Origin of the sequence: Methylobacterium durans (assembly GCF_003173715.1) — a bacterium.
GTDB classification, from domain to species: Bacteria; Pseudomonadota; Alphaproteobacteria; order Rhizobiales; family Beijerinckiaceae; genus Methylobacterium; species Methylobacterium durans.
Genome location: NZ_CP029550.1, coordinates 5,742,509 through 5,762,272 on the forward strand (window position 1 = coordinate 5,742,509; position 19,764 = coordinate 5,762,272).

Annotated in this window: 21 protein-coding genes and 1 pseudogene; 6 read left to right on the forward strand and 16 right to left on the reverse strand. The window is 66.0% G+C overall.

The annotated features are described in order from the left end of the window. Positions 1-106 precede the first annotated feature (106 nt). Genes DK389_RS26755 through DK389_RS26770 form a run of 4 tightly spaced genes read left to right on the forward strand, consistent with a single transcriptional unit; the run spans position 107 to position 2,859 of the window. The gene (locus DK389_RS26755) at positions 107-1,117 is read left to right on the forward strand and encodes a CobW family GTP-binding protein (RefSeq protein WP_109894265.1); all 1,011 of its coding nucleotides are present in this window, start codon (positions 107-109) and stop codon (positions 1,115-1,117) included. A 49-nt stretch (positions 1,118-1,166) separates the two neighbouring features. Beyond that, positions 1,167-1,901, forward strand: coding sequence for a nitrile hydratase subunit beta (gene nthB / locus DK389_RS26760; RefSeq protein ID WP_109894267.1), 735 nt, complete (start codon positions 1,167-1,169; stop codon positions 1,899-1,901). 13 nt (positions 1,902-1,914) lie between these two features. Beyond that, positions 1,915-2,538 (forward strand): nitrile hydratase subunit alpha, encoded by a 624-nt coding sequence (nthA, locus tag DK389_RS26765; RefSeq protein ID WP_109894269.1) that lies wholly within the window; start codon positions 1,915-1,917, stop codon positions 2,536-2,538. A gap of 9 nt (positions 2,539-2,547) precedes the next feature. After that, positions 2,548-2,859 (forward strand): nitrile hydratase accessory protein, encoded by a 312-nt coding sequence (locus DK389_RS26770; RefSeq protein WP_109894271.1) that lies wholly within the window; start codon positions 2,548-2,550, stop codon positions 2,857-2,859. A gap of 583 nt (positions 2,860-3,442) precedes the next feature. On the opposite strand, the gene DK389_RS26775 is transcribed toward DK389_RS26770, so the two are convergent. Next, positions 3,443-3,712 (reverse strand): ComEA family DNA-binding protein, encoded by a 270-nt coding sequence (locus DK389_RS26775; RefSeq protein WP_335645503.1) that lies wholly within the window; start codon positions 3,710-3,712, stop codon positions 3,443-3,445. A gap of 178 nt (positions 3,713-3,890) precedes the next feature. Between DK389_RS26775 and DK389_RS26780 the strand changes: the two genes are divergently transcribed. Both DK389_RS26780 and DK389_RS26785 read left to right on the forward strand, forming a co-directional pair. Continuing rightward, positions 3,891-4,628: an SDR family oxidoreductase gene (locus DK389_RS26780; RefSeq protein WP_109894273.1), complete on the forward strand. Its 738-nt coding sequence runs from the start codon at positions 3,891-3,893 to the stop codon at positions 4,626-4,628. 61 nt (positions 4,629-4,689) lie between these two features. After that, complete coding sequence (locus DK389_RS26785) at positions 4,690-5,592, forward strand: SDR family oxidoreductase (RefSeq protein WP_109894275.1); 903 nt, start codon at positions 4,690-4,692, stop codon at positions 5,590-5,592. Positions 5,593-5,666: 74 nt separating this feature from the next. On the opposite strand, the gene DK389_RS32975 is transcribed toward DK389_RS26785, so the two are convergent. The 15 genes and pseudogenes from DK389_RS32975 to DK389_RS26850 all read right to left on the reverse strand — a co-directional run bounded on the left by DK389_RS32975 (position 5,667) and on the right by DK389_RS26850 (position 19,608). Further along, positions 5,667-6,029: a hypothetical protein gene (locus DK389_RS32975; protein WP_162560882.1), complete on the reverse strand. Its 363-nt coding sequence runs from the start codon at positions 6,027-6,029 to the stop codon at positions 5,667-5,669. A gap of 253 nt (positions 6,030-6,282) precedes the next feature. After that, complete coding sequence (locus tag DK389_RS26795; protein WP_162560883.1) at positions 6,283-6,957, reverse strand: arginase family protein; 675 nt, start codon at positions 6,955-6,957, stop codon at positions 6,283-6,285. 22 nt (positions 6,958-6,979) lie between these two features. Continuing rightward, positions 6,980-7,986 (reverse strand): IS630 family transposase gene (locus tag DK389_RS26800; protein ID WP_418292077.1). Its coding sequence is split into 2 segments (ribosomal slippage): positions 6,980-7,536 and positions 7,536-7,986, totalling 1,008 coding nucleotides; the frame shifts between segments, so codons are not numbered across the junction. Then, positions 7,881-8,429 carry an arginase family protein gene (locus DK389_RS34590; protein ID WP_335645504.1) on the reverse strand — a complete coding sequence of 183 codons (549 nt, stop codon included), beginning with the start codon at positions 8,427-8,429 and terminating at the stop codon, positions 7,881-7,883. The genes DK389_RS26800 and DK389_RS34590 overlap by 106 nt, the downstream gene beginning before the upstream one ends. A 112-nt stretch (positions 8,430-8,541) precedes the next feature. Continuing rightward, positions 8,542-8,898, reverse strand: a complete 357-nt coding sequence (locus DK389_RS35355; RefSeq protein ID WP_210206788.1) for a BBE domain-containing protein — start codon at positions 8,896-8,898, stop codon at positions 8,542-8,544. A 511-nt stretch (positions 8,899-9,409) separates the two neighbouring features. Beyond that, positions 9,410-9,955: pseudogene (locus tag DK389_RS34605) on the reverse strand (FAD-binding oxidoreductase); the annotation flags it as partial. A gap of 126 nt (positions 9,956-10,081) precedes the next feature. Continuing rightward, complete coding sequence (locus tag DK389_RS26815; protein WP_236961057.1) at positions 10,082-11,644, reverse strand: MFS transporter; 1,563 nt, start codon at positions 11,642-11,644, stop codon at positions 10,082-10,084. 118 nt (positions 11,645-11,762) lie between these two features. Next, positions 11,763-12,401 (reverse strand): HD domain-containing protein, encoded by a 639-nt coding sequence (locus DK389_RS26820; RefSeq protein ID WP_109894281.1) that lies wholly within the window; start codon positions 12,399-12,401, stop codon positions 11,763-11,765. Positions 12,402-12,529: 128 nt separating this feature from the next. Then, positions 12,530-13,234, reverse strand: coding sequence for an alpha/beta fold hydrolase (locus tag DK389_RS26825; protein WP_162560884.1), 705 nt, complete (start codon positions 13,232-13,234; stop codon positions 12,530-12,532). Positions 13,235-13,651: 417 nt separating this feature from the next. Then, the gene (locus DK389_RS35035) at positions 13,652-13,783 is read right to left on the reverse strand and encodes a hypothetical protein (protein WP_257791914.1); all 132 of its coding nucleotides are present in this window, start codon (positions 13,781-13,783) and stop codon (positions 13,652-13,654) included. 79 nt (positions 13,784-13,862) lie between these two features. Continuing rightward, positions 13,863-15,071, reverse strand: coding sequence for an IS256 family transposase (locus DK389_RS26830; protein WP_109896011.1), 1,209 nt, complete (start codon positions 15,069-15,071; stop codon positions 13,863-13,865). Between the two features lie 93 nt (positions 15,072-15,164). After that, positions 15,165-15,914 carry an alpha/beta fold hydrolase gene (locus DK389_RS26835; protein WP_109894285.1) on the reverse strand — a complete coding sequence of 250 codons (750 nt, stop codon included), beginning with the start codon at positions 15,912-15,914 and terminating at the stop codon, positions 15,165-15,167. Beyond that, entirely contained in the window at positions 15,911-17,188 is a 1,278-nt protein-coding gene (locus DK389_RS26840; protein ID WP_109894287.1) for a multidrug effflux MFS transporter, read from the reverse strand. The genes DK389_RS26835 and DK389_RS26840 overlap by 4 nt, the downstream gene beginning before the upstream one ends. Then, positions 17,185-18,378 (reverse strand): glycosyltransferase, encoded by a 1,194-nt coding sequence (locus DK389_RS26845; protein ID WP_236960373.1) that lies wholly within the window; start codon positions 18,376-18,378, stop codon positions 17,185-17,187. Before DK389_RS26845 ends, DK389_RS26840 begins: the two co-directional genes overlap by 4 nt. A 243-nt stretch (positions 18,379-18,621) precedes the next feature. Next, positions 18,622-19,608, reverse strand: coding sequence for a GlxA family transcriptional regulator (locus DK389_RS26850; RefSeq protein WP_109896862.1), 987 nt, complete (start codon positions 19,606-19,608; stop codon positions 18,622-18,624). Between the last annotated feature and the right edge of the window lie 156 nt (positions 19,609-19,764).

A 19,764-nucleotide genomic window follows, 5' to 3' on the forward strand; every position in this document is an offset into this window, starting at 1 on the left:
ATCTGTCGTCTATTTGGCAGAAACTGCCAAGAACCAACGCTGGCACCGAGGCGCGGGGTGGACCTAGCTTTGCATGCGGTGACGGGAACCTCCTCGGAGAGAGCCAATGTCGGTGTTGGAAACGCGCATACCCGTCACGGTGCTCACGGGCTTTCTCGGCTCGGGCAAGACCACCCTCCTCAATCAGTTGCTGGCCCACGAGGGTGCGGAAGGGGCGGCAGTCATCGTGAACGAGTTCGGCGAGGTTGGCATCGACGGCCAGCTCATCGTCGGCGTCGATGAGGACATCATCGAGATCAACAACGGCTGCATTTGCTGCACAGTTCGCGCGGATCTCGTCACCACGATCGAGCGCCTGCTCGCTCGTCCGCAGCGCGTCCGCCGGATACTGGTCGAAACGACCGGCTTGGCAGACCCGGCGCCCGTCATTCAGAGCTTCATCCTCGATGAGAGACTGCGTGCCGAGACCGAACTCGATGCCCTCGTGACGGTGGTCGATGCCCGGCACAATCCGCTCTGGCTCGCGATGGGAGAGGCGGCCGAGGCCGCGGGCGGCGAGAACGTTGCGCGCGAACAGATCGCCTTCGCAGACCTGCTGCTCTTGAACAAGATCGACCTCGTAGATGAGGAGAGGCTCGCCGCCTGCGAGACCGAACTGCGTCGTCTCAATCCCCTCGCTCGTATCCGACGCGTGCAGGATGGACGGATCTCTGCCGAGGAGGTTCTCGGACTGCGCGCCTTCGACCTGAAGAACGCGCTTTCCATCGAGCCGGAACTGCTATCCGACCTTGAGCACGAGCACGACGAGTCCATCCGCAGCGTCGCCATTCGCACCGACGGCGACCTCGACCCGACGATCTTCTTCCGATGGATGAACCGCTTCGTTCAGGACAAAGGCGCCGACATTTTCCGCATCAAGGGCATCGTGCCCCTGCAAGGCGAGGCGCGCCGCTACGTCTTCCACGGCGTGCACATGACCCTGGATGGCCGACCAGGGCGACCGTGGCGGCCCGCCGAGCCGCGACGCGGCGAGATCGTCTTCATCGGACGCAGGCTCGACCGGGCTGAGATCGAGGCTGAGATTGCCGCCTGCACGCCCGAGCAAGCGGCCGCCTGAACCGTTCGCGCACCCGAAGCCGCGCGAATGCCCGCGGGATGGAGGTTTCATGAAGCTTCAGCACACGCTCGGCGGCCTTGAGGGCCTCGATCCCGTCAGGCCCGAACTCCGCGTCTTCGTCGAGCCCTGGGAGGAGCGCATCTTCGGCATCCACGCCGCCATGATGGCCCTCAGTCCGCAGCTCAACCTGCCGCAGACTTCGAGCACCTTCCGCACGATCTGGACCTGGGCCGACCTGCGCAAGGGCGCGGAGGCCATGAACCCGTTCGACTACTTCAAGTACCGCTACTACGAGAAATGGCTCGGCGGCATCTCCGGCTTCTTCGTCGCCAACGGCTACATCACGCAGGCCGAGCTCGACGCGCGGACGGTCGAGTATCTCGCCGATCCGACCAAGCCGCTCCCGTCCGCGGGAACGTCGGATGTCGACGACCGCATCCACAAGTACCTGATGGACGGTGACTCGCCGCGGCACGAACGGGCGGACAAGCCGCGCTTCGCCGTGGGTGACACGGTGCTGGTCGCCGACCCGCCGACGGTCGAGCACACCCGGCTGCCGGGCTACTTGCGGAACAAGACCGGCGTTGTCGAGACCGTCTACGACGACGCGTTCAGCTACCTTTGCTCGACTGGGCCTGACGGCATAGGGCCTGCTATGCCGGTCTATTGCGTGAAGTTCGACCCGCAGCACCTCTGGCCGGGAAACGCCGAACCCGGCTTCTTTATCTATGCCGACCTGTTCGATGCCTATCTGCGCCCGGTCGAGCACCGTGTCGCCGCGTGAGGGAGCGGAACCCATGACCGACCTTTTCGCCTATTCGGACGACCGCGAACTGCGCAACGCGGCGCGCGTGCGGGCACTCGAAGCCCTACTGATCGAGAAGGGCGTCATCACTGACCAGACCGTCGACAAGGTCATGCAGACCTTCGCGACCGAGATGGGTCCGTTCAACGGCGCCAAACTCGTGGCGCGGGCCTGGACTGACGACGCCTTCAAGGCGCTGCTCGTGACCGACACGATGACGGCCGTTGCGCAGCTCGGCCTGCCCACGGGTGCCGCCGGCGCTGAGGGCGAGCACATGCGCGCTGTCGCAAACACGCCGCAGGTCCACAACCTGATCATCTGCACGCTTTGTTCCTGCTATCCTTGGCCGGTGCTGGGGCTGCCGCCTTACTGGTACAAGGACCCGTCCTTCCGCGCCCGGGCAGCACGCGAGCCGCGGGCGGTGCTCAAGGAGTTCGGCCTAGAAGTCGATCCGTCGAAGGAGATCAGGACCTGGGACAGCTCGGCCCAGATCCGCTGGTTTGTCGTGCCCGAGCGGCCCGATGGAACGCAGGGGATGAGCGAGGACGAGCTTGCGAAGCTGGTCACTCCGGAAGCGATGATGGGCGTGGCCGTTGCCCTTCAGAAGGCTGCTTGAGCATCCACGATGCAGACGAGTTTCGAGCATTTCGCTGTGGCCAGCATGATGGGGCAGCCCGATACTCCGCCCTACGCCAACGGTGCGCTGTGCTTCGCGGAGCCCTGGGAGCGGCAGGCGTTCGGCCTGGCTGTCGCCCTTGCCCGCGATGGCCATTTCGAGTGGGAGGAATTTCGCCAGGCGCTGATTTCCGAGATCGCTGCGTGGGAGGCAACGCACAACCGGTCCGACCCAGGCTGGAACTACTACGAGTGCTGGCTGACGGCGCTTGAGCGCGTGACAGAAGCCAGTCTGTTTGCAGGACACCGTCCAACCGGCTGATGCCCCGCGAGGCTCCCAGAACCCGGACGTCTTGCTATCGACGGCCATCGGCATTGGTCAAATCTGTCGATGCGCCATCCCCCTAGGATCACGCTCGGACCCCGACGGATCGCCGATCGACGCGCGGCGATCCAGTCGCCCATTCTGTTCCCCACGACAAACAATCGAATGGAAATCGGAGAAGGACCTCGATTGTCATGATCAAGAGAACCCACTCCCGCCCCGGCCGTGGAGCAGTGCCGATGCCGACAACAAGCAGAACGGGAAAGGGGCGAGCCGGCCAGACCGCAATCAACCAGAGCTCGGTCAGCGGGCCATGCGCGGAAAGGGCAAGAAAAATTGCTTACAGCCGCTTCTCTTACAGTGGCGGATTCGATGGTTATGAGGGTCGCATGGTCCTGAGATCGAAAACAGACACGTAATCGGTGGCAGGCAGGTGTGCCGATTCATCCGGGTCCGCTTAACCTTCGACGCCTAACGGCCGGCCTGCCGGGCTGTCTCAAGGCCCAGTCCACGCGCTGCCCCAGTCACCAGGGCAACCCTGTCGGGTAAGGTGGCTCTTTCGGCTGTTTCGCTTGTCATCTCACCAGTCTTCTCGATGCTCCGCGCGTCTCAGCGTCGCCCAACCGTGACCTGATCCGCGATGCCGTCCGCCTTGCCACTGGGACTCGGAAACTTCATCGAGCTGCCGTAGGCTGGAGAACCGACCCCGTTCCTCCCGATAGTGCACAATATCGAAGGCGTGCCCGTTCGAGGCGAGCACGCTGTCCAGATCCTGGGCAGTTGCCGTGTTAAGATCGATCATGGGGCTCACGCTTGTGATGAGGCGACCGCACCGCTGGCTTCCCACCATTGCTCCGTTACTCAGTTTCAGGTGCAGGCAGCACAAGCGTGCCAGATCGTCAGAAAACAGAGCTAACGGAGATTAGTCATTGTGGAGGAATTTTGAGGTCTGAGGATATGAGATCCTCCGAGCGCTTGAAGGTGCATCTTCTCTCACACAGCAAGCGCTGGCACCAAGGAGAGACAACATGACAGATAGCAAAAGGGTCGCCCTCGTCACGGGAGCTTCGAGAGGCATCGGCGCGGCCATCGCTCGCCGCTTGGCTCGAGATGGCTTCACCATCGTGATCAATTTCGCCGGGAGGGTCTCAGAGGCAGAGAAGCTGGCCGCGAGTATCGAGGAGGCCGGCGGCCAGGCCCTGACGGCGCAGGCCGATGTCAGCGACCCCCAGGCGGTCGCCCGAATGTGGGACGCGGCCGAGGCCGCCTTCGGCGGTGTCGACATTCTCGTCAACAATGCCGGGATCATGCGTCTGGCGGCGGTCGCCGCGGCCGATGAGGCGGTCGTCGATGGACAGATCGCGATCAACCTCAAAGGGCCAATCAACATGATGCGGCTCGCGGCTCAGAGGTTGAGGAACGGCGGCCGCATCATCAACCTCTCGTCCAGCGTGGTGGGGCTCTACCAGCCGACCTACGGCGTCTACGCCGCCACCAAAGCGGGCGTCGAGGCTTTGACCCACGTCCTCTCCAAGGAACTGCGCGGGCGCAACATCACAGTCAACGCCATCGCGCCGGGTCCGACGACCACGGCTCTGTTCCTCGAGGGCAAGCCGCAGGCGTCGATCGACCAGCTCACCAAGCTCGCTCCCCTCGAGCGGCTCGGGCAGCCCGAGGACATCGCGAACACCGTCGCCTTCCTCGCCGGCCCCGAAGGCGGCTGGATCAACGGCCAGGTCCTGCGGGCAAACGGCGGCATTGTCTGATGGTCCCCTGATCCCAGGAACAGCGCCGCATCGAGGCGACGACGATCGAAAGGAGCCCGTCATGTCCGAGAAGATCATCCTCGTCACCGGATCCTCGAGCGGCTTCGGCCGGTTGACCGCCGTGGCCTTGGCGCGCGCCGGCCACACCGTCTACGCATCCATGCGGGACGTCGCCAACCGCAACGCCCGGAACGCCGCCGAGCTGACTACCTTGTCGACGAAGGAGGGCATCGACCTGCGTCCCCTCGAACTGGACGTGCAGTCCGAAGAGTCTGTGAACGCTGCCGTCGGGAAGCTCATCGCCGAGAGCGGACGGATCAACGTGGTCGTCCACAACGCCGGCCACATGATGTTCGGCCCTGCTGAGGCCTTCACCCCCGAACAATTCGCGCAGCAATACGACGTAAACGTGCTTGGCACGCAGCGGGTCAACCGTGCCGTCCTGCCTCACATGCGTGCTCGCCGGGAGGGTCTGCTGGTCTGGGTGTCGAGCTCCAGTTCGGCCGGCGGCACGCCACCCTACCTGGCGCCGTACTTCGCAGCGAAGGCCGCTATGGATTCCCTTGCGGTGCTCTATGCCCGCGAACTCTCGCGCTGGGGAATCGAGACGACAATCGTCGTCCCTGGGGCCTTTACCAAGGGCACCAACCACTTCGCTCATTCCGGTCGGCCAGCGGATGAGGCTTGTGTCGCGGAGTACGAGGCCGGTCCCTACAAGAACTTTGGCGAGCAGGTGCAGCAGGCGTTTGCCGCGATCGTGCCTGAGGATGCCGATCCGTCGCCAGTAGCCGCCCGCATTGCCGAGGTGGTCGACACGCCCTTCGGCCAGCGGCCGTTCCGCGTGCACTACGACCCGAGCCAGGATGGAGCGGACGTCGGCTTCACGGTGCTGGACCGCCTCCGTGCCGAGATGTTGCACCGGGTCGGCTTGTCCGACCTGCTCAAGCCAGCGCGAAAGGCTTGAGTGAGCTCCTCATGCGAGGGGGCTCTTCAAGGAGGCGGTCGCCGCGGAGCTGACCACTGCCGGGGACACCAACATCACGTACATGGAAGCCGACGACGGACATTCGGCTTTGGTGGCTCGCTACGCGTCTCCCGATCCGCCTCGCCCTCGACCAGTGCGCGGAGGCGCTCCACAGCGGCCTCCATGTGCTTCTCGGCCTCGATCGCCTCGTCTACGGCTTCTGCCTTCACAGCGACGCCGATGGCATCGTGTGCTCGAACAGCTTGGCGCGCCGCCTCGCGCAGATCTTGAAGCACGGCCGCTTCGACCTGTGCCCAGATCGCGCGTTCGCCCGGTCCGAGATTGCTCCAAGCCGGCGCAGTGCCGCACGGTCCGAGTGTCTGCCCAGTGAAACGCGCCTCGTAGGCGGTGCGACCGGGTTCATTCGACGCCGTCATCGTGCTGCACCTCAATCTCGAGATGCTTGAGCAAAGTGAATAGGTTCATCATTTTAAAATCCGATCGGTTGCGCGCAATGGTGGCCACCGCTGATCGAGCGATGACTGTAGCGTCAATGAGCCCCGGGAACTCGGCCGATCGAACTATTTCGCCGACCCGCGGGAGCATCGACTGCGGCGCTCAACGCAGGCATGGCCTTCGGATCCGTGGCGCGGTGCGCGGTGCATGGAATCAGACTCGAAGGCCTGTCGATCACGCCTTCCTTCGCCGTGCCCGTTCGTGAAAGATCGACCCGATGAAGTCGAGGCTTGTCCGAGCTGCGAGAAGTGCGGTGATGCCGGAAGGATCGTAGGGCGGCGAGACCTCGACGAAGTCGACGCCGACGACTTCGAACCGCTGGGCGACGACTCTCAGGATGTCTTTCACTTCGTAGTAGCTGAAGCCGCCGTGGCTGATGGTTGCCGTTCCCGGCGCAATCGGGGGGTCGAACGCGTCGACGTCGATCGACACGTAGACGCGCTCGCCATCGGAGATGTGGCGCAACGATGCCTCGGCACCCTGTATCCGCACGGTCCGCAACGATGCCACGTGGCTTCCGTAGATCTTCGCCGCCTCCCAGTCCTTGCGGCTGACAGCGGCCATGTTGCGAGGGCCGAGCGTCGTGATCCCCTTCACGTGCGACATCTCCGAGGAGCGCCGCATCGGACTGCCGTGCCCCCAGCTGACTCCGTTGCGCTCGTCGATGAAGTCGAGGTGTGCATCGAGATGCACGATGTGCATAGGAGGCTGCTCCGAGTAGGCGGCCACCGTCGCCATCGTGATCGCATGATCGCCACCGAGGATGTAGGGAAGTGTTCCCGCATCGAGGAGCGCACGCACCGCCTGCTCGGCGTTGGCGAGGCTGCGCTTCGTGTCGGCATAGATCACGTCTGATACCAATCGGTGGTGATCATAACTGATAGGCCCAGTCACGCAGGCCGATGGACATGATCTTCCAAGGCTGGTCGATGAACCGGTTCCAGACCTGACAGCACTGCTCGACGATGTCCTCGTAGGACGAGAAGACGCGGTCGCCGAGCCAGTTGTCGCGCAGGAACTGCCAGACATTCTCGACCGGGTTGAGTTCCGGGGCGCAGGCTGGCAGCGGCAGCAGGGTGATGTTGGCGGGCACGACGAGGTCGTGGGCGACGTGCCAGCCCGCCCCATCGAGGATCAGCACGGCGTGGGCGCCTTCCTCGACGCTGCAGCTGATCTCCCTGAGGTGCTCGTTCATCGCCGCGGTATCGCATCTCGGCATGATGAGGCCGGCACCCTTGCCCTTCTCGGGACAGATCGCTCCGAAGATGTAGGCGTGGGCCGTGCGTTGGTCCTTGGGCGCCGAGGGCCGGCTGCCGCGGCGCGCCCAGCGGCGGGGCAGCGTGTTCTTCTGGCCGACCCGAGCCTCGTCTGACCACCACACCTCGATGGCCGCGCCAGCCGGCAGCCGGGTTCGGATCGCCCTCACCTCGGCGGGCAAGTTTTTTTGAAGGCTGCCAGTGCGGCCGGGTCCTGCTCATGATGGCGCGGGCGTGCCGACAGCTTGCGGAAGCCGAGTTGTTTCACCGTGCGGCCCACCGTGCTCTCGTCCAGGCTCACGCCGAAGCTGGCGTAGATCCAGGCGGCGAGATCCTTCAGCCGCCAGCGCACCACGCCGTGTCGATCCGGGTCCGGCCCGCTCTCGACGATCTGCGCCAGCGCTTGACGCTGCGCATCGCTCAACTTGGCTGGGTTGCCCGGGGCCTTGCGGTTGATCAGCCCGGCCGGGCCAGCTGCGTTGAAGGCGAGCACCCAATCGCGCACCGTCTGCAACCCTACCACCCCGATCCGAGCCGCATCCGTGCGGCTGCCGCCCTCGTAGATCTCGGCCAGCGCCAGCAGCCGGCGGCTCTGGCCCGCGTCTCGGCTGGCCTTGGCCAGACGTCGAAGATCGTCGGCGTTGAAATCCTCACGCAGAGCAACCGCAGCGGACATGGCAAACCCTCCCGGTTTGCCTCATCGAACCAGATCCGCCGCCGATACGAAACCTCGTGAGTCGCTATCACCGTCGACCGGTATGAGTCGCCGGCGTCCACGATCTGGACCTCGTTCGCCGCCAGGTACGTCACCTCGTCCTCGAAGTCGAAGACACCTTCGGGCCCGAAGCTGTGGAACATGGAGGCCTCCCGGATTGCGCGAGGGCCGAAGCGCGCGCCTACACGGTAGCTCGACGCCGTATCGATCGGCACGCCCAGGACGGCGACGTCGGCGCCATCGAGCAGATCCCAATCCGTGCAGGCCGGCTGACGTGCAAACGTCGTCAATCCCACGAACGGCAGATCCATTCGATCGGGGGTGTTCCGTCTCTTTGCCTTGTCGCTCATCTAAACGCCCGCGTGTACGAGCCTCGTGAAGAAGTCGGGGTCGATGACAAACCTGCCCCGTCTGGCGTCGATGATAGCCGTGAGCTTCGCAGAAAGGACGTTGTCCAGCGATTCAGGGGGCTGGCGACACATTGTGGTTGAGCCGGAACATGTTGGTTGGATCATAGGCCTTCTTGATGGACGCCAAGCGCCCGTAGCGCTCCGGGCCGTAGATCGCCGCGGCGTCCGCCGCCTCTTCCGGCGCGAGGTTGTTCACGAACCGCCGATCGGCCTCCCAAGGCTTCATGCCGTCCAGCAGATCGGCGACCGACTTCTTGAGTTGCTGCTCCTGCGACAGCGGACCGGCCGAGACGCCAAGCAGGCTGTACGGCAGGCCCCCTGGTCGCGACGGCGTTGGGCGCCGCCGGCTCCCGGTCCCACGCCCCGCCCAGGGCCCGCAACTCGGCGAGCACAAGGTCGGTGTCGGCATCCGGACCCACAAGTTCGATCAGCTTGTCCTGCGCCTGCGCGGGGAACTCCCACAGCATGATGCCCCGTTCGTAGTAGGGCACCGGGTCGGTCGGCTCGTTGTGGATCGACGCGACCTCGGCGTAGGGCATGTCCCGCACCGTGTCCAAGACTGCCGGAGCGACCGCCCGCAGCGGCTCCACCATCCGCTCGCCGTCCGCGGTCGTGCCGTTGTAGGCGATCCGCACCGACACCAGAAATTGTCCGCGCAGCGGCTCGGGCACTTCGGGAATCGCTGGCATCCGCATCACGGCGATCGAGGTCGCCATGGTCTCCGGGGTGCCTGGGTGCCACGCGGCCCAGGCCCTCAGCACGTCGGCCGTCCGTTCGCCCGGAAAGTAGATGCCGCCGCCGTAGAGGCGGAACACCGGAAACAGGTCGAATTCCAGAGCCGTGACCACCGCGAAGTTGCCCTTGCCGCCGCGCAGCGCCCAGAACAGGTCGGGTTCGGATTCCGCATCGACGTGCCGCAGTGCGCCGTCCGCTGTTACCACGTCGAGGGAGCGCACGTGGTCGGCGGCGTAGCCGTGGGACCGGCCGAGGGTCGGGCTGAGACCACCGCCCAGGGTGTAGCCGACGACGCCCACGGTCGGGTTCGACCCGTTCAGCGGGGCCAGCCCAGCCTCGGCGGCCTTCTCGACGACCTCGGACCATATCGCTCCGGCGCCGACCCGAGCCGTGCAGCCGACCGCATCAATGACCACGTCGTTCATCCGGCGGGTTGCGATCACGACGGCACCGCGCGCCTGACCGACCATCTGGTGGCCGGTGGTCTTCACCAGGACCGGCCGGTGCTGCCCCGCAGCGAAAGCGACGGCAGCCTGCGCATCGGCCGCGCTCTCCGGCACCACGATCACCGCGGGCACCAGCTCGTGGTTCAGGTTCCAGACGGCGCGCTCGTCGTCGTATCCCGCCTCGCCCGGCAGAAGGACCGAACCCGCGACCGAGGCCACGAGGGGCGCGATATCCGCCGGCGATAGCGGCGGCAGGAACGAGTCTTTGAAAGTCATGACATGCATCCAAGGAACGGAAGGAGTGTTCTCGAAGCCGGACGGGATGGTCGGTACCGGCAGGTGGCGGTTCGGTTCGGTCGGCGGCGCGATGTCTGGTCCGCGGAGAGGCTCGAACGACGGCGTGGATGGTGCTCAGCCGCCCGACTGGAACATCGCCTGGAAGACGTCGCGATGCCCGGCAAGCAGAATGGGCGCCCTCGGCAGGAACTTGCGTTCGGTGTGCTCGAAACCCGAGTAAGCCAGCAGATCTTCCGTGCGCGGCACTCCGACGAACAGCCTCATCATGATTCGCGTCTCGTTGACGGCCATCAGGAGCATGTCGCGAGGGTAGTGCAGCAGCTGCCAGTGAGCTTCGAATGCGCTCAGATATTCGAGCCATTCGTCGTTGGAGATCAGACGTGTTGTCCAGAACATGGGAAGTACTCGTAGAGACCGGAACTTAAAAGTGTCTATGACGGAGGAGGCGCTCAGCCTTTGCGGAGCGCAGATCGGCTGCCTTGCCGACCGTGATCCTCGCCGAGAGCGTCGCCCTCCCCCCCGCCTGCGCTCGTCCGCCAGCAGCGGCAGGAGTGCGGACACCGCGAACCCCGCCGCCACCCAGCCGAGATGCTCTGAGACGCCGTCGGCGACGATCAGCGCGCCCGCTGCCGCGCCCGTCGCGCTGCCGAGGTAGATGGCCGAGGAGTTCAGCGACAGGCTCACGGGTGCCAGGGCCGGAGCTAGCGCGACCAGCCGTGCCTGCTGCGCCGTCATGAGGCCCCAACTCGCCAGTCCCCAGAGCAGGATGGCCGGCAGCAGGACCGGCATGGCCGAGGTCGACCCAAGTCCCGGACCGAGCGACAGGGCGAGATAGGCCAGCAGGGCGAGACATCCGCCGACGATCACGGTCGGGCGTGCGCCCCAGCGGTCGGCCGCGTCGCCCCCGAGCCGTGTGCCGACCGCGCTCGCCAGCCCGAAGCCGAGCAGCACCAAAGCCAGCTCCTGCGGACCGACGCCGGCCACATCGGCCAGGAAGACGCCGAGATAGGTGTAGATCGTGAAGGTGCCTGCCACGGTCAGCACGCTGGTCGCCAGCACCACGAGCACGTCGCGCCGCTTGGCCAGCGCCAGACGCTCGCCCAAGCTGGCCGTGGTGCCTGCCGGCTGGCGCGGTAGCCCAGCGAGTATGCCGAGCAGCGAGAGCGCCGCCAGACCGGCCACCCCGAGGAAGGTGGCGCGCCAGCCGAAGCCTTCTCCCACCAGCACCCCGAGCGGCACGCCGGCGACGATTGCCAAGGTGAGGCCGTTGGTGACCATGGACAGGGCGCGACCACGCCGTTCCGGGCCTCCCAGCGCGGCGGCATAGCCGCTGGCCGCCGGCATGAAGCTGGCGGCGGAAAGAGCCAGCATCAGCCGCGCGGCCAGCAACGCGGCATAGTCCGGCGCCAGCGCGGCGAGCAGATTGGCAAGAGTGAAGCCGGCCATGGCGATGGCCAGCAGGCGGCGCCGTTCCAGCCCAGCCGTCAGCACCGCCATGATCGGAGCGCCGACCGCGTAGGCGAGGGAGAAGGCGGTGACCAAGTGACCGGCGGGAGCCAAGCCGACGCCCAAGTCGCGCGCCAGGGCGGGAAGCAGACCCGCGATCATGAAGCCCTCGGTGCCGATGGCGAAGGCGCCGAGGGTCAGCCAGATCAGGGAAGTTGGCGTTCCGAACATGGTGACCACGCAGAAGATCAGGATTGCCTCCGCTGGTAGGCGGAGGAGTTCTGATGGCTAGGCGAATATCCGAAGTGTGGTTCGGCCAGCTTTCGTCAGCTCGACAGTTTCCTAAAGCTCAGCTCGCCCACGGAGCAGCGCGAATGCGTGCGCACACGTTCGGCCTGCAGATGGAGTGGCCGGAGTGTTCTATGTATTCGAAGTTGACCGTCCCGAACGTCGTCTGCGGCTTCTTCAAGGCCGAACGAAGCTGCTCCTGAACGAAGTCGTTCTTGAAGTCGCCCCGAGGAAACGCGGAAACGGTCTGATCGCGCTGTTCCGAAGTGTAGGCGTCGTATCCGATACCGAGCACGTCCATCACGACGCCCGCTTTCGTGAGGGCAATCTCCGGCCGCATGTATTCGGGTACTCCGGGCGTCGTGTGCAGTGCGATCGCTTCCCAGACCAGATTCGCCTCAGGCTCGGGAATGCCGTGGCTCCTGAGAAACTCGCGCGCGGCATCGGCGCCATCGACTTCGAACCGCTTCGTGTCGGTGTGGTAGGCGTCGACGAGGCCCATGTCGTGGAACAGGGACGCGACATAGAGCAGTTCGCGGTCGAACTTCAGACCTTCGCGAACGCCCTTCATCGCGCCGAAGACGTAGACCCGCACGGAGTGGTTGAACAACAGCTCGGATTCATGCTGCCGCACCAGTTCGGCGGCTTCGCGTGCGATCTTGCTGTCGGGGATCCTGATGCCGGAAATCTCGCTGACCATTGTCGAACTCCCATTTCCATGTTCGCGATCTCACCATTGCGACACTGAATTCATTCCTCTGTTCGTAACGCCTCCCGGCACATCCATGCGGGTTGGCGTCGTTCTCAGGCGGTCCGCCGCAATCCCGCTCAGTCCCCGACGATCACCGAGACGGTCTCGTCCGGCATCGACAGCATGGGTTGATGGTGCGTGTTCAGGATCGCCGTCCGGATGGCGGGGTTTGCCTGCATCTCCGGGAGACGCCTCATGAAGAGCATCGGATGTGTCTGCGAGCAGACCACGTAGGCGAGCGGGATGTCGGGGCGTGTCTTCAGCGCCTTGACCGGCTGGAAGAAGGTCTGCCAGGGCTGGGAGACGAGCCGCGGCTCGACGAAGGCGATGGTCTTCGGATCCGTGATGCCGGAAGCCGCCACGGGCATCGGCGGGATCGGCAGGTCGTTCACGCGCGCGGCTTCATAGCTCGGGCGGATCTCCGGGAGTGCGTAGTCGACCAGCGCCTGCCCGTCCTCCGGGAAAAAGGCATCCAGGTAGACGATGTCGCGGATCCGCTCGGGGATGCGGGCCAGGACGCCGGTGACGACCATGCCGGCGTAGCTCCAGCCCACGAGGGTGACGTCGCGCAGATCCTCCATCTCGATGTGCGCGACGACGTCCTCGACGTGGGTCTCCAGATCGACGCGGCCGCGCTCGAGATGCCGGCGCTCGCCGAGGCCGGTCAGGGTCGGTGCGCTCGCCAGATGACCCAGCCCGCGCAGTCTGGCGAGGACGTCCTGCCAGACCCAGGCGCCGTACCAGGCACCGTGAACGAGAACGAAACTGCGTCGATGGGCCATCGTGAACTCCGGATCTGCTGCGAGCTGCGAGGAGTACGGACGGGCAGTTCTAGCGTTGGCCCTCATCGGCCGGATGAACGGCCATACGTCCTGCGCGTCTCGGTTCCTGTAGAAAATCTCTGTATCGCGCCTGATCACGCTGGCGCGCATCGCCAGTCACTCCAGGAAACTGGAGGGCAGTGACCGTCCTCGTATCGAACTGTTCAAGGACTCGCCGGAAGTCTGGCGACCACTACAGGGATGATATTGGAGTTGTGGCTTGCCGCACGCAACGAAGCGGACCGTTCGATCTCCGCCATCCGACCCGGCTTTCCCGCCATGCAGCCGCAGCTCCGGAGGTGCGAGGCGGTGCAGGCGCGGTGGCGTCCGGGCAAGGGCACGGCTTGCACTTGGCTGACCAGAACACGGCTACGACCTTCAAAGGCGCTCCAAGCGCATGGTCGTTGGCCGCAATCCGACGGCCAGGAACCGCTCGATCATCGCGTTGACCTGATCAGCCACCTCGATGGTGTTGAAGTGACCGGCCAGGAGGGTCTTGGCGGTTACCATCTGCGGACAGAAGCGCTTCAGCCGCGGTTACGTCCGTCAATGAGGTGGACTTTCGGGGTGGAATTGGAGCCGCCATCGGTCAGGCAGCCTGTGGTGGAAGTGTCGTGACGCTCTCCTCGATCAACGCCGGAGCAAACCCGGCCATGCCCTCGATCTGCATATAGCGGTGCTGAAGCTGCCACTCGTCGTTGGCCTCCAGAAGCACCGCACCGATCAGGCGTTGGATCGAGTCCGTGTTGGGGAAGATGCCGACCACATCGGCGCGCCGCTTGATCTCCTTGTTGAGGCGTTCCAGCGGGTTCGTGCTGTGAAGCTTGGCCCGATGCTGGAGCGGGAAAGTCAGGTAGGCCAGCACGTCCTCGCACGTGGCCTCGATGAAGACCTTCAGCTTCGGCCAGCGGTTGTGCAGTTGCTCGCCCAGGTGCTGAAGGGCGGCCCGGGCGGCGTCCTGATCGGGCTGCTGGAAGGCGTGGCGCAGGCCGGCAGCCACCATGGTCTGCTGGGTCCGCGGCACGTAGGCCAGCGCGTTCCGGGTCCAGTGAACGCGGCAGCGTTGCCAGGTCGCCTTCAGCACCCGGCGGATGGCCGCCTTGAGCCCCTCGTGGGCATCCGAGATGACGAGCTGCACGCCCGAGAGCCCGCGCTTGACCAAGCTCCGCAGGAAGTCGGTCCAGAACACCTCGGCCTCACTGGGGCCGATGTGCAGGCCGACGATCTCGCGCCGGCCTTCGGTGTCCACCGCGACGGCGACTATGGCAGCGACAGAGACGATGCGACCGCCCTCGCGCACCTTCAGGTAGGTGGCATCGAGCCAGAGATAGGGCCACGCACCCGAGAGAGGGCGCGTCAGGAAGGCGTTCACGCGCTCGTCGATCTCCTTGCACAGCTTCGACACGGAGGACTTGGAGATGCCCGACAGACCCATGGCCTGCACCAAGTCGTCCACGCGCCGGGTCGAGACGCCGGCGATCCACGCCTCCTGGATCACGGCGACCAGCGCCTTCTCGACCGTGCGGCGCGGCTCCAGGAAGCCGGGGAAATAGCTGCCGGTCCGCAGCTTGGGGATCTTGAGGTTGAGTGAGCCGAGCCGTGTGTCGAGGCTGCGCTCGCGATAGCCGTTGCGGTAGGTGCTGCGTTCGCCTGTGCGCTCGTAGCGGCCCGCGCCGATCAGGCCCTCCACGTCGGCCTCCATCAGGATCTGCAGGACCGTCTCGGCCAACGAGCGCAGGAAGTTGCCGTCGTCAGCCTTCTGCAGCGCCTCGATCAGTGCCACTCTGTCGTCGGTCATCGGGTGCTCCCGGCTCAGGTTGAAGTCCGCAAACTCCACCTTAGCCGCCGGCCCCGATGGCCACCCCAATCCCCACCGAAACGGTCCCGGAAATTACACCTCGTCCGTGGACGCTACCTTCAGCCGCTCCAGGTCGCGTCCCGCCTCGATGGCGGAAACATCGGCCGAAATGTAGGCCATCGGTATCTTGCAGGCAGTCGCGACCGGAGTCGGATCGTGCTCCAGAATGAAGTTCCGGATCGCGGAATAGGCCACGTGCTGCGGCGTCTGGAGGCAAGGACCGAGGATGTAGGTCTCGAAGATCTCCCGGCGCCTTTTCGGGTCGTCGAAGTCGCAGCCGATCTCCCAGGCGTGGGCCTGAGACATCGCGGAGTAGTTTGGACCGCCGATGTCCTGCAGGAGTTTCCGGGCATCGGCCTGATCGCGCATGGCGGTAGGCGCCATCACCATCGAGTCGATCATCACGAGGCCGGCAGCGAGATCCGGGTGGCGGCCGCAGAGTTCGAGTGCGACGGCGCCCCCGAAGCTGTGTCCGATGACGACCGGCTTCTCCAATCCGACCGTCTGGCATTGCCAGGCGACATCGTCGGCAAAGCCCGCCATCGTGTACTCCTGCTCGGGCGCGTCGCTGGCGCCGTGGCCCCGCAGATTGACGGCGACGACCCGCCTCTCGCGCGAGAAGTGGGCGATCTGGGGTGTGAAGATCCCATGGTCTCCCGTCCAGCCGTTGATCAGCAGCAGGGGCGCGAGTTCGGGTGTCAGAGGCCCCGCCTCGAAATGCGCGAGGCGTACGCCGTCGCGGAGCGTGAACGACGGTTCGGCTCGTAGCTTGGCGAAAGTCATCGGGTCTCTCTTTCCACACTTGGATCGGTCGATCGAAGCGGTGCCGTCAGAGCGCCTCGTTCGCCCAAGTGGCTCAGGCCCGAGTAGATGCCGGCGGCGGCGAGGCTGAACCCGAGCATCACCCCGGCCATCGACAAGGCCGTCCGTCCGTCGAAGAGCCGGGCCACGAGGTCGCTCGAGACCGCGGCCATAGCCGTCTGGAGGAGGATCGCCACGGCACTGGCCGAGCCAGCGGCCTCGGGCATGGGCTGCAGCGCTGCGTGCACCGCGTTCGGCGAGATCAGTCCGAAGGACAGCGCCACTCCGACCATGGCGGCAACCACTGGAACAGGCGAGGACGACCTGGCCAGCGCCGAGATGAACAGGATCGCTGCGACGAACGTCGCGACGGCAAGCCCCAAGACGATTGTCCGGCCGGCGGAGACGCCGAGCCGGCCGAGATGCCTGTTGAGGTAGGCTCCGCCCATCACGGACAGGGAGCTCGCGCCGAAGATCAGGCCGTACCGCTCGGGACTGGTGCCGAGGGCATCGATGAAGAACAGCGAGGATCCTGTGATGTAGGCGAAGACCGCACCGCCCATGGCAGCGTTGCAGAGCGCGTTGCCGAGGAAGAGCGGGTCCCGCAGGATACGCCGGTACACGCCGGCGACTTCCGCTGGTCTGGGACAAGACCGGGGATCGGGCGGCGTGGGCTCGTCGAAGAACCGCATGACGAGCAGCAGGACCAGCGCTGCGGCGATGGGCGCGGCGTAGATCAGGCGCCAGCCTCCGATCCCGAGCAGTGCGGCGCCGACGCTCGGAGCCAGCATCGGTACGACGTTGATGACGAGCACGACGAAGGACATCTTCGCGCGCGCCTCCTCGCCCTGGAACCGGTCCCGCACGAGGGTGAAGGCCGCCGTGCCGGGCCCGGAGGCGCCGATCCCCTGCAGAACTCGGAAGGCGAGGAGCTGCGGCAGCGACTGCGCCATCATGCAGCCCGCGCTCGCGACGATCAGGATCGTGCAGCCCCAGACGACAGCCGGCTTGCGGCCGAAGCGGTCGGACAACGGCCCGAGGAGGAGCGGGGCTCCCCCGAGGCTCAGCAGGTAGACGCTCATCGCCAAGCCGACCTCGGAGCCCGGCGCTCCGAGATCGGCGGCCGTGGCCGCTAGGCTCGGCAGGATCATGTCGATGCCGAACGTCGGCAGCGCTGCCAGCAGCCCGAGCAGGGCCAAGAACGTCGCGGAGCCTGGCTGGATCGGTCGCATGCGAACTGGGCCGGGAGTACTCATGTCCGTGATCGTGCGCGGGCATCAGCCCTCGCAGGGGCGTAGGGCGCGACCGCCATCGCCTCGATCTCCCGGACCAGCCCGGCCGCATCGACGTCCGCCTGCATCACCTTGCCGAGTCGCCCGGCCGCTTTGCGGAAGGACGGTTCAGCCAACAGCCGGCGCACCGCATCGGCAATCTCGGCTTCCGAGGAAGTCGGGGGCAGGCTGAGGCCAACTCCGCGCGCTTCGACGCGTGCGGCGTTGTCGCCTTGGTCGCGGCCCATCGGGATCACCAGCAGCGGCAAGCCATGGAGGAGCGCCCGGCTGACCGTGCCGTGCCCACCCTGGCTCACGACGAGCGACACCTGATGCATGAGAGCATCATGCGGTGCAGCAGGGAGGACGCGCACGTTGCTCGGCCCCGGCAGGGCGTCGATGCCGACGTTGGGCCCGGCTGTCACGACGGCTTCGACATCGACGCTTCCGATGGCGCGGACGATCCGCTGGATCAGCTCGGTCTGGTTCTGGGCCCCGGTGCTGCAGGCGACCAGGACTCGTGGCCGCTCGGTTTCCGGCCAGGGCGGGATGCCGGATTGAGACCAGACCGGCTCGTCTAGGAGCGGCCCGACATAGCGGTAGTTCCAAGGCAAGGTGGTCGCCTCGAAGTCGAAGGCAGGGCTGATCGCCAGGAAGACCCGGTCCACGCGGTCGTAGATGTCGAAGGTTCTGCCTAGGGGGCACAGCTTCAGGTCGGCACGTGCCCGATTGAGAAGGGGCAGGAAGCCGTCCATCAGGGAGGCGATCCGCTCGGCCGCAGCCGCGGCCTCCATCTGCTCCTCGGGCGAAGTCGGTGGCTTGAGGCCGCTGGCGGCCGGCGGCAGGCCCGGGACCGGCCGGATGCTGACATGGGGCGACAGCATCGCGTAGGGCACGCGGGCCGCTTCGGCGCCGAGCGCGCAGCCGAAGAGGATGTCGAGGCCGAGCACGGCATCGGTCGGGCTGCGCCGGATCTCCTCGAACGTGTCGGCCGCATAGGCAGCAGCCGGAGCGAAGATCGCCCTGCGGTTCCACTCGGCCACGTCGGAGCAGTCGGCCGGATCCGCCTCGCTCCCGGTTGGCGCCCGCCGCCATGTCACGAACGGAAACCCGGCGGCCTCGATCTCGCTCTGCATCGCGGGATCGGCCATGACCCGCACGTGATGTCCGGCCACGCGCAGCTGACGCCCTGCCGTGAGCATGGGGCTGAGGTTGCCAGAGCTACCCCAGGAAATGCACAGTATGTGGAGCGGCATGGATGTGCCTTCACTGACCGAACGTTGCACCTCGCATCGTCGGGCGTGCTCTTCGGCCGGCGCGATGACACCGCTGTTTCGATTTGCCGGGATCTTCGTTGCAGCCGTAATCGGCCGCGCGCTTGATCCACACCCTGGCGGGCGAACGGCACCGGGTCTTGTCTACTCTGCGGCTTCGAACGTGTCCGATCGCATGCGGAAGCTGTCGCGGTACTGCGCAGGCGAGACACCCAGCCGCCGGCAGAAGACCGCCCGCATCCGTTCGGGATTGCCGAAGCCGCAGTCGTAGGCGACGACCTTGAGGGGCGTCTCGCTGCCCTCCAGCAGGTTGCGCGCAGCGTCCACTCGCGCGCCCTCCACGAAGTCGTGCGGCGTCAGACCGACGTCCTTGAACAGCCGCCACAGCGATCGCTCGCTGGTCTGCGCGACGGCGGCGAGTTGCCGGACTGAGAGCGTCTCGCCGAGATGCTCCAGCACATGCTGCTGGACTCTGGCGAGCGGCGAACCCGCGTCGACAGGCGCCGCCAGGAAGGGGCTGAACTGCGACTGGCCGCCCTGTCGCTGGGCGATGACCAGGAGCCGCTTGGCCACAGCCAGCGCGACTGTCGCACCATGATCTTCCGCCACCAGGGCTAGAGCGAGGTCGATCCCGGCCGTGACGCCGGCCGAGGTGATGAGGCGGCCGTCGCGCAGGTAGATCCTGTCGGGATCAATCTTCGCCTGCGGGAAGAGGGTGGCGAGGTGCTGGGCGATCTGCCAGTGGGTGGTCGCCGCTCGCCCATCGAGCAGTCCAGCATGGCCAAGCGCGAAGGCGCCTGTGCAGATCGAGCCGTAGAGGTCCGCCCGTGCGGCGGCCATCCTCAACCAGGCCGAGAGCTCCTCGTCGGGCGGCGCCGTCGGAAGCTCAGGTCCGCCGGCGACGAGCACGATCGAGAAGGGCTGCTGCGCCTCCTCAAAGCCGAGGTCGGGGAGCAGGCGCATGCCGTTCGATGCGGTGACGGGCTCGCGCGTGCGCGCCACCAGCACAGTCCGGTAGGACGCTCTCCCGCCCAGGATGCCGTTCGTCTCGGCGAAGACGTCTCCTGGGCCTGTGACGTCGAGCGCCTGGACGCCGTCATGGATCACGATTGCGACGCTTCGGTCGGACATGATCGCCTCCCACATCGCGGACGTTTAGCACCGCCTTCCCGAGTGCTGCGACCGCTTGGCGGAAAAGTCGGGGCGGATGGCGGAGATCGCGGGGTCTACCGCGTTGCGTGCGACGAGCCGCCGACCCACTATCCACTCGAGAGCAGTTCCCTGTCT

Excerpts from the sequence above, each read along its gene's own strand:
- DK389_RS32975 (WP_162560882.1), bottom strand. The coding sequence starts at position 6,029 with ATGACGGCGTCGAATGAACCCGGTCGCACCGCCTACGAGGCGCGTTTC.
- DK389_RS26775 (WP_335645503.1), bottom strand. The coding sequence starts at position 3,712 with ATGGTGGGAAGCCAGCGGTGCGGTCGCCTCATCACAAGCGTGAGCCCC.
- DK389_RS26840 (WP_109894287.1), bottom strand. The coding sequence starts at position 17,188 with ATGAGTACTCCCGGCCCAGTTCGCATGCGACCGATCCAGCCAGGCTCC.
- nthB (WP_109894267.1), top strand. The coding sequence starts at position 1,167 with ATGAAGCTTCAGCACACGCTCGGCGGCCTTGAGGGCCTCGATCCCGTC.
- DK389_RS26830 (WP_109896011.1), bottom strand. The coding sequence starts at position 15,071 with ATGACCGACGACAGAGTGGCACTGATCGAGGCGCTGCAGAAGGCTGAC.
- DK389_RS35355 (WP_210206788.1), bottom strand. The coding sequence starts at position 8,898 with ATGCCGACACCGACCTTGTGCTCGCCGAGTTGCGGGCCCTGGGCGGGG.
- DK389_RS26780 (WP_109894273.1), top strand. The coding sequence starts at position 3,891 with ATGACAGATAGCAAAAGGGTCGCCCTCGTCACGGGAGCTTCGAGAGGC.
- DK389_RS26850 (WP_109896862.1), bottom strand. The coding sequence starts at position 19,608 with ATGTCCGACCGAAGCGTCGCAATCGTGATCCATGACGGCGTCCAGGCG.
- DK389_RS26785 (WP_109894275.1), top strand. The coding sequence starts at position 4,690 with ATGTCCGAGAAGATCATCCTCGTCACCGGATCCTCGAGCGGCTTCGGC.
- DK389_RS26770 (WP_109894271.1), top strand. The coding sequence starts at position 2,548 with ATGCAGACGAGTTTCGAGCATTTCGCTGTGGCCAGCATGATGGGGCAG.
- DK389_RS34590 (WP_335645504.1), bottom strand. The coding sequence starts at position 8,429 with ATGAGCGACAAGGCAAAGAGACGGAACACCCCCGATCGAATGGATCTG.
- DK389_RS26815 (WP_236961057.1), bottom strand. The coding sequence starts at position 11,644 with ATGTTCGGAACGCCAACTTCCCTGATCTGGCTGACCCTCGGCGCCTTC.
- DK389_RS26835 (WP_109894285.1), bottom strand. The coding sequence starts at position 15,914 with ATGACTTTCGCCAAGCTACGAGCCGAACCGTCGTTCACGCTCCGCGAC.
- DK389_RS26820 (WP_109894281.1), bottom strand. The coding sequence starts at position 12,401 with ATGGTCAGCGAGATTTCCGGCATCAGGATCCCCGACAGCAAGATCGCA.
- nthA (WP_109894269.1), top strand. The coding sequence starts at position 1,915 with ATGACCGACCTTTTCGCCTATTCGGACGACCGCGAACTGCGCAACGCG.
- DK389_RS35035 (WP_257791914.1), bottom strand. The coding sequence starts at position 13,783 with ATGGTAACCGCCAAGACCCTCCTGGCCGGTCACTTCAACACCATCGAG.
- DK389_RS26755 (WP_109894265.1), top strand. The coding sequence starts at position 107 with ATGTCGGTGTTGGAAACGCGCATACCCGTCACGGTGCTCACGGGCTTT.
- DK389_RS26825 (WP_162560884.1), bottom strand. The coding sequence starts at position 13,234 with ATGGCCCATCGACGCAGTTTCGTTCTCGTTCACGGTGCCTGGTACGGC.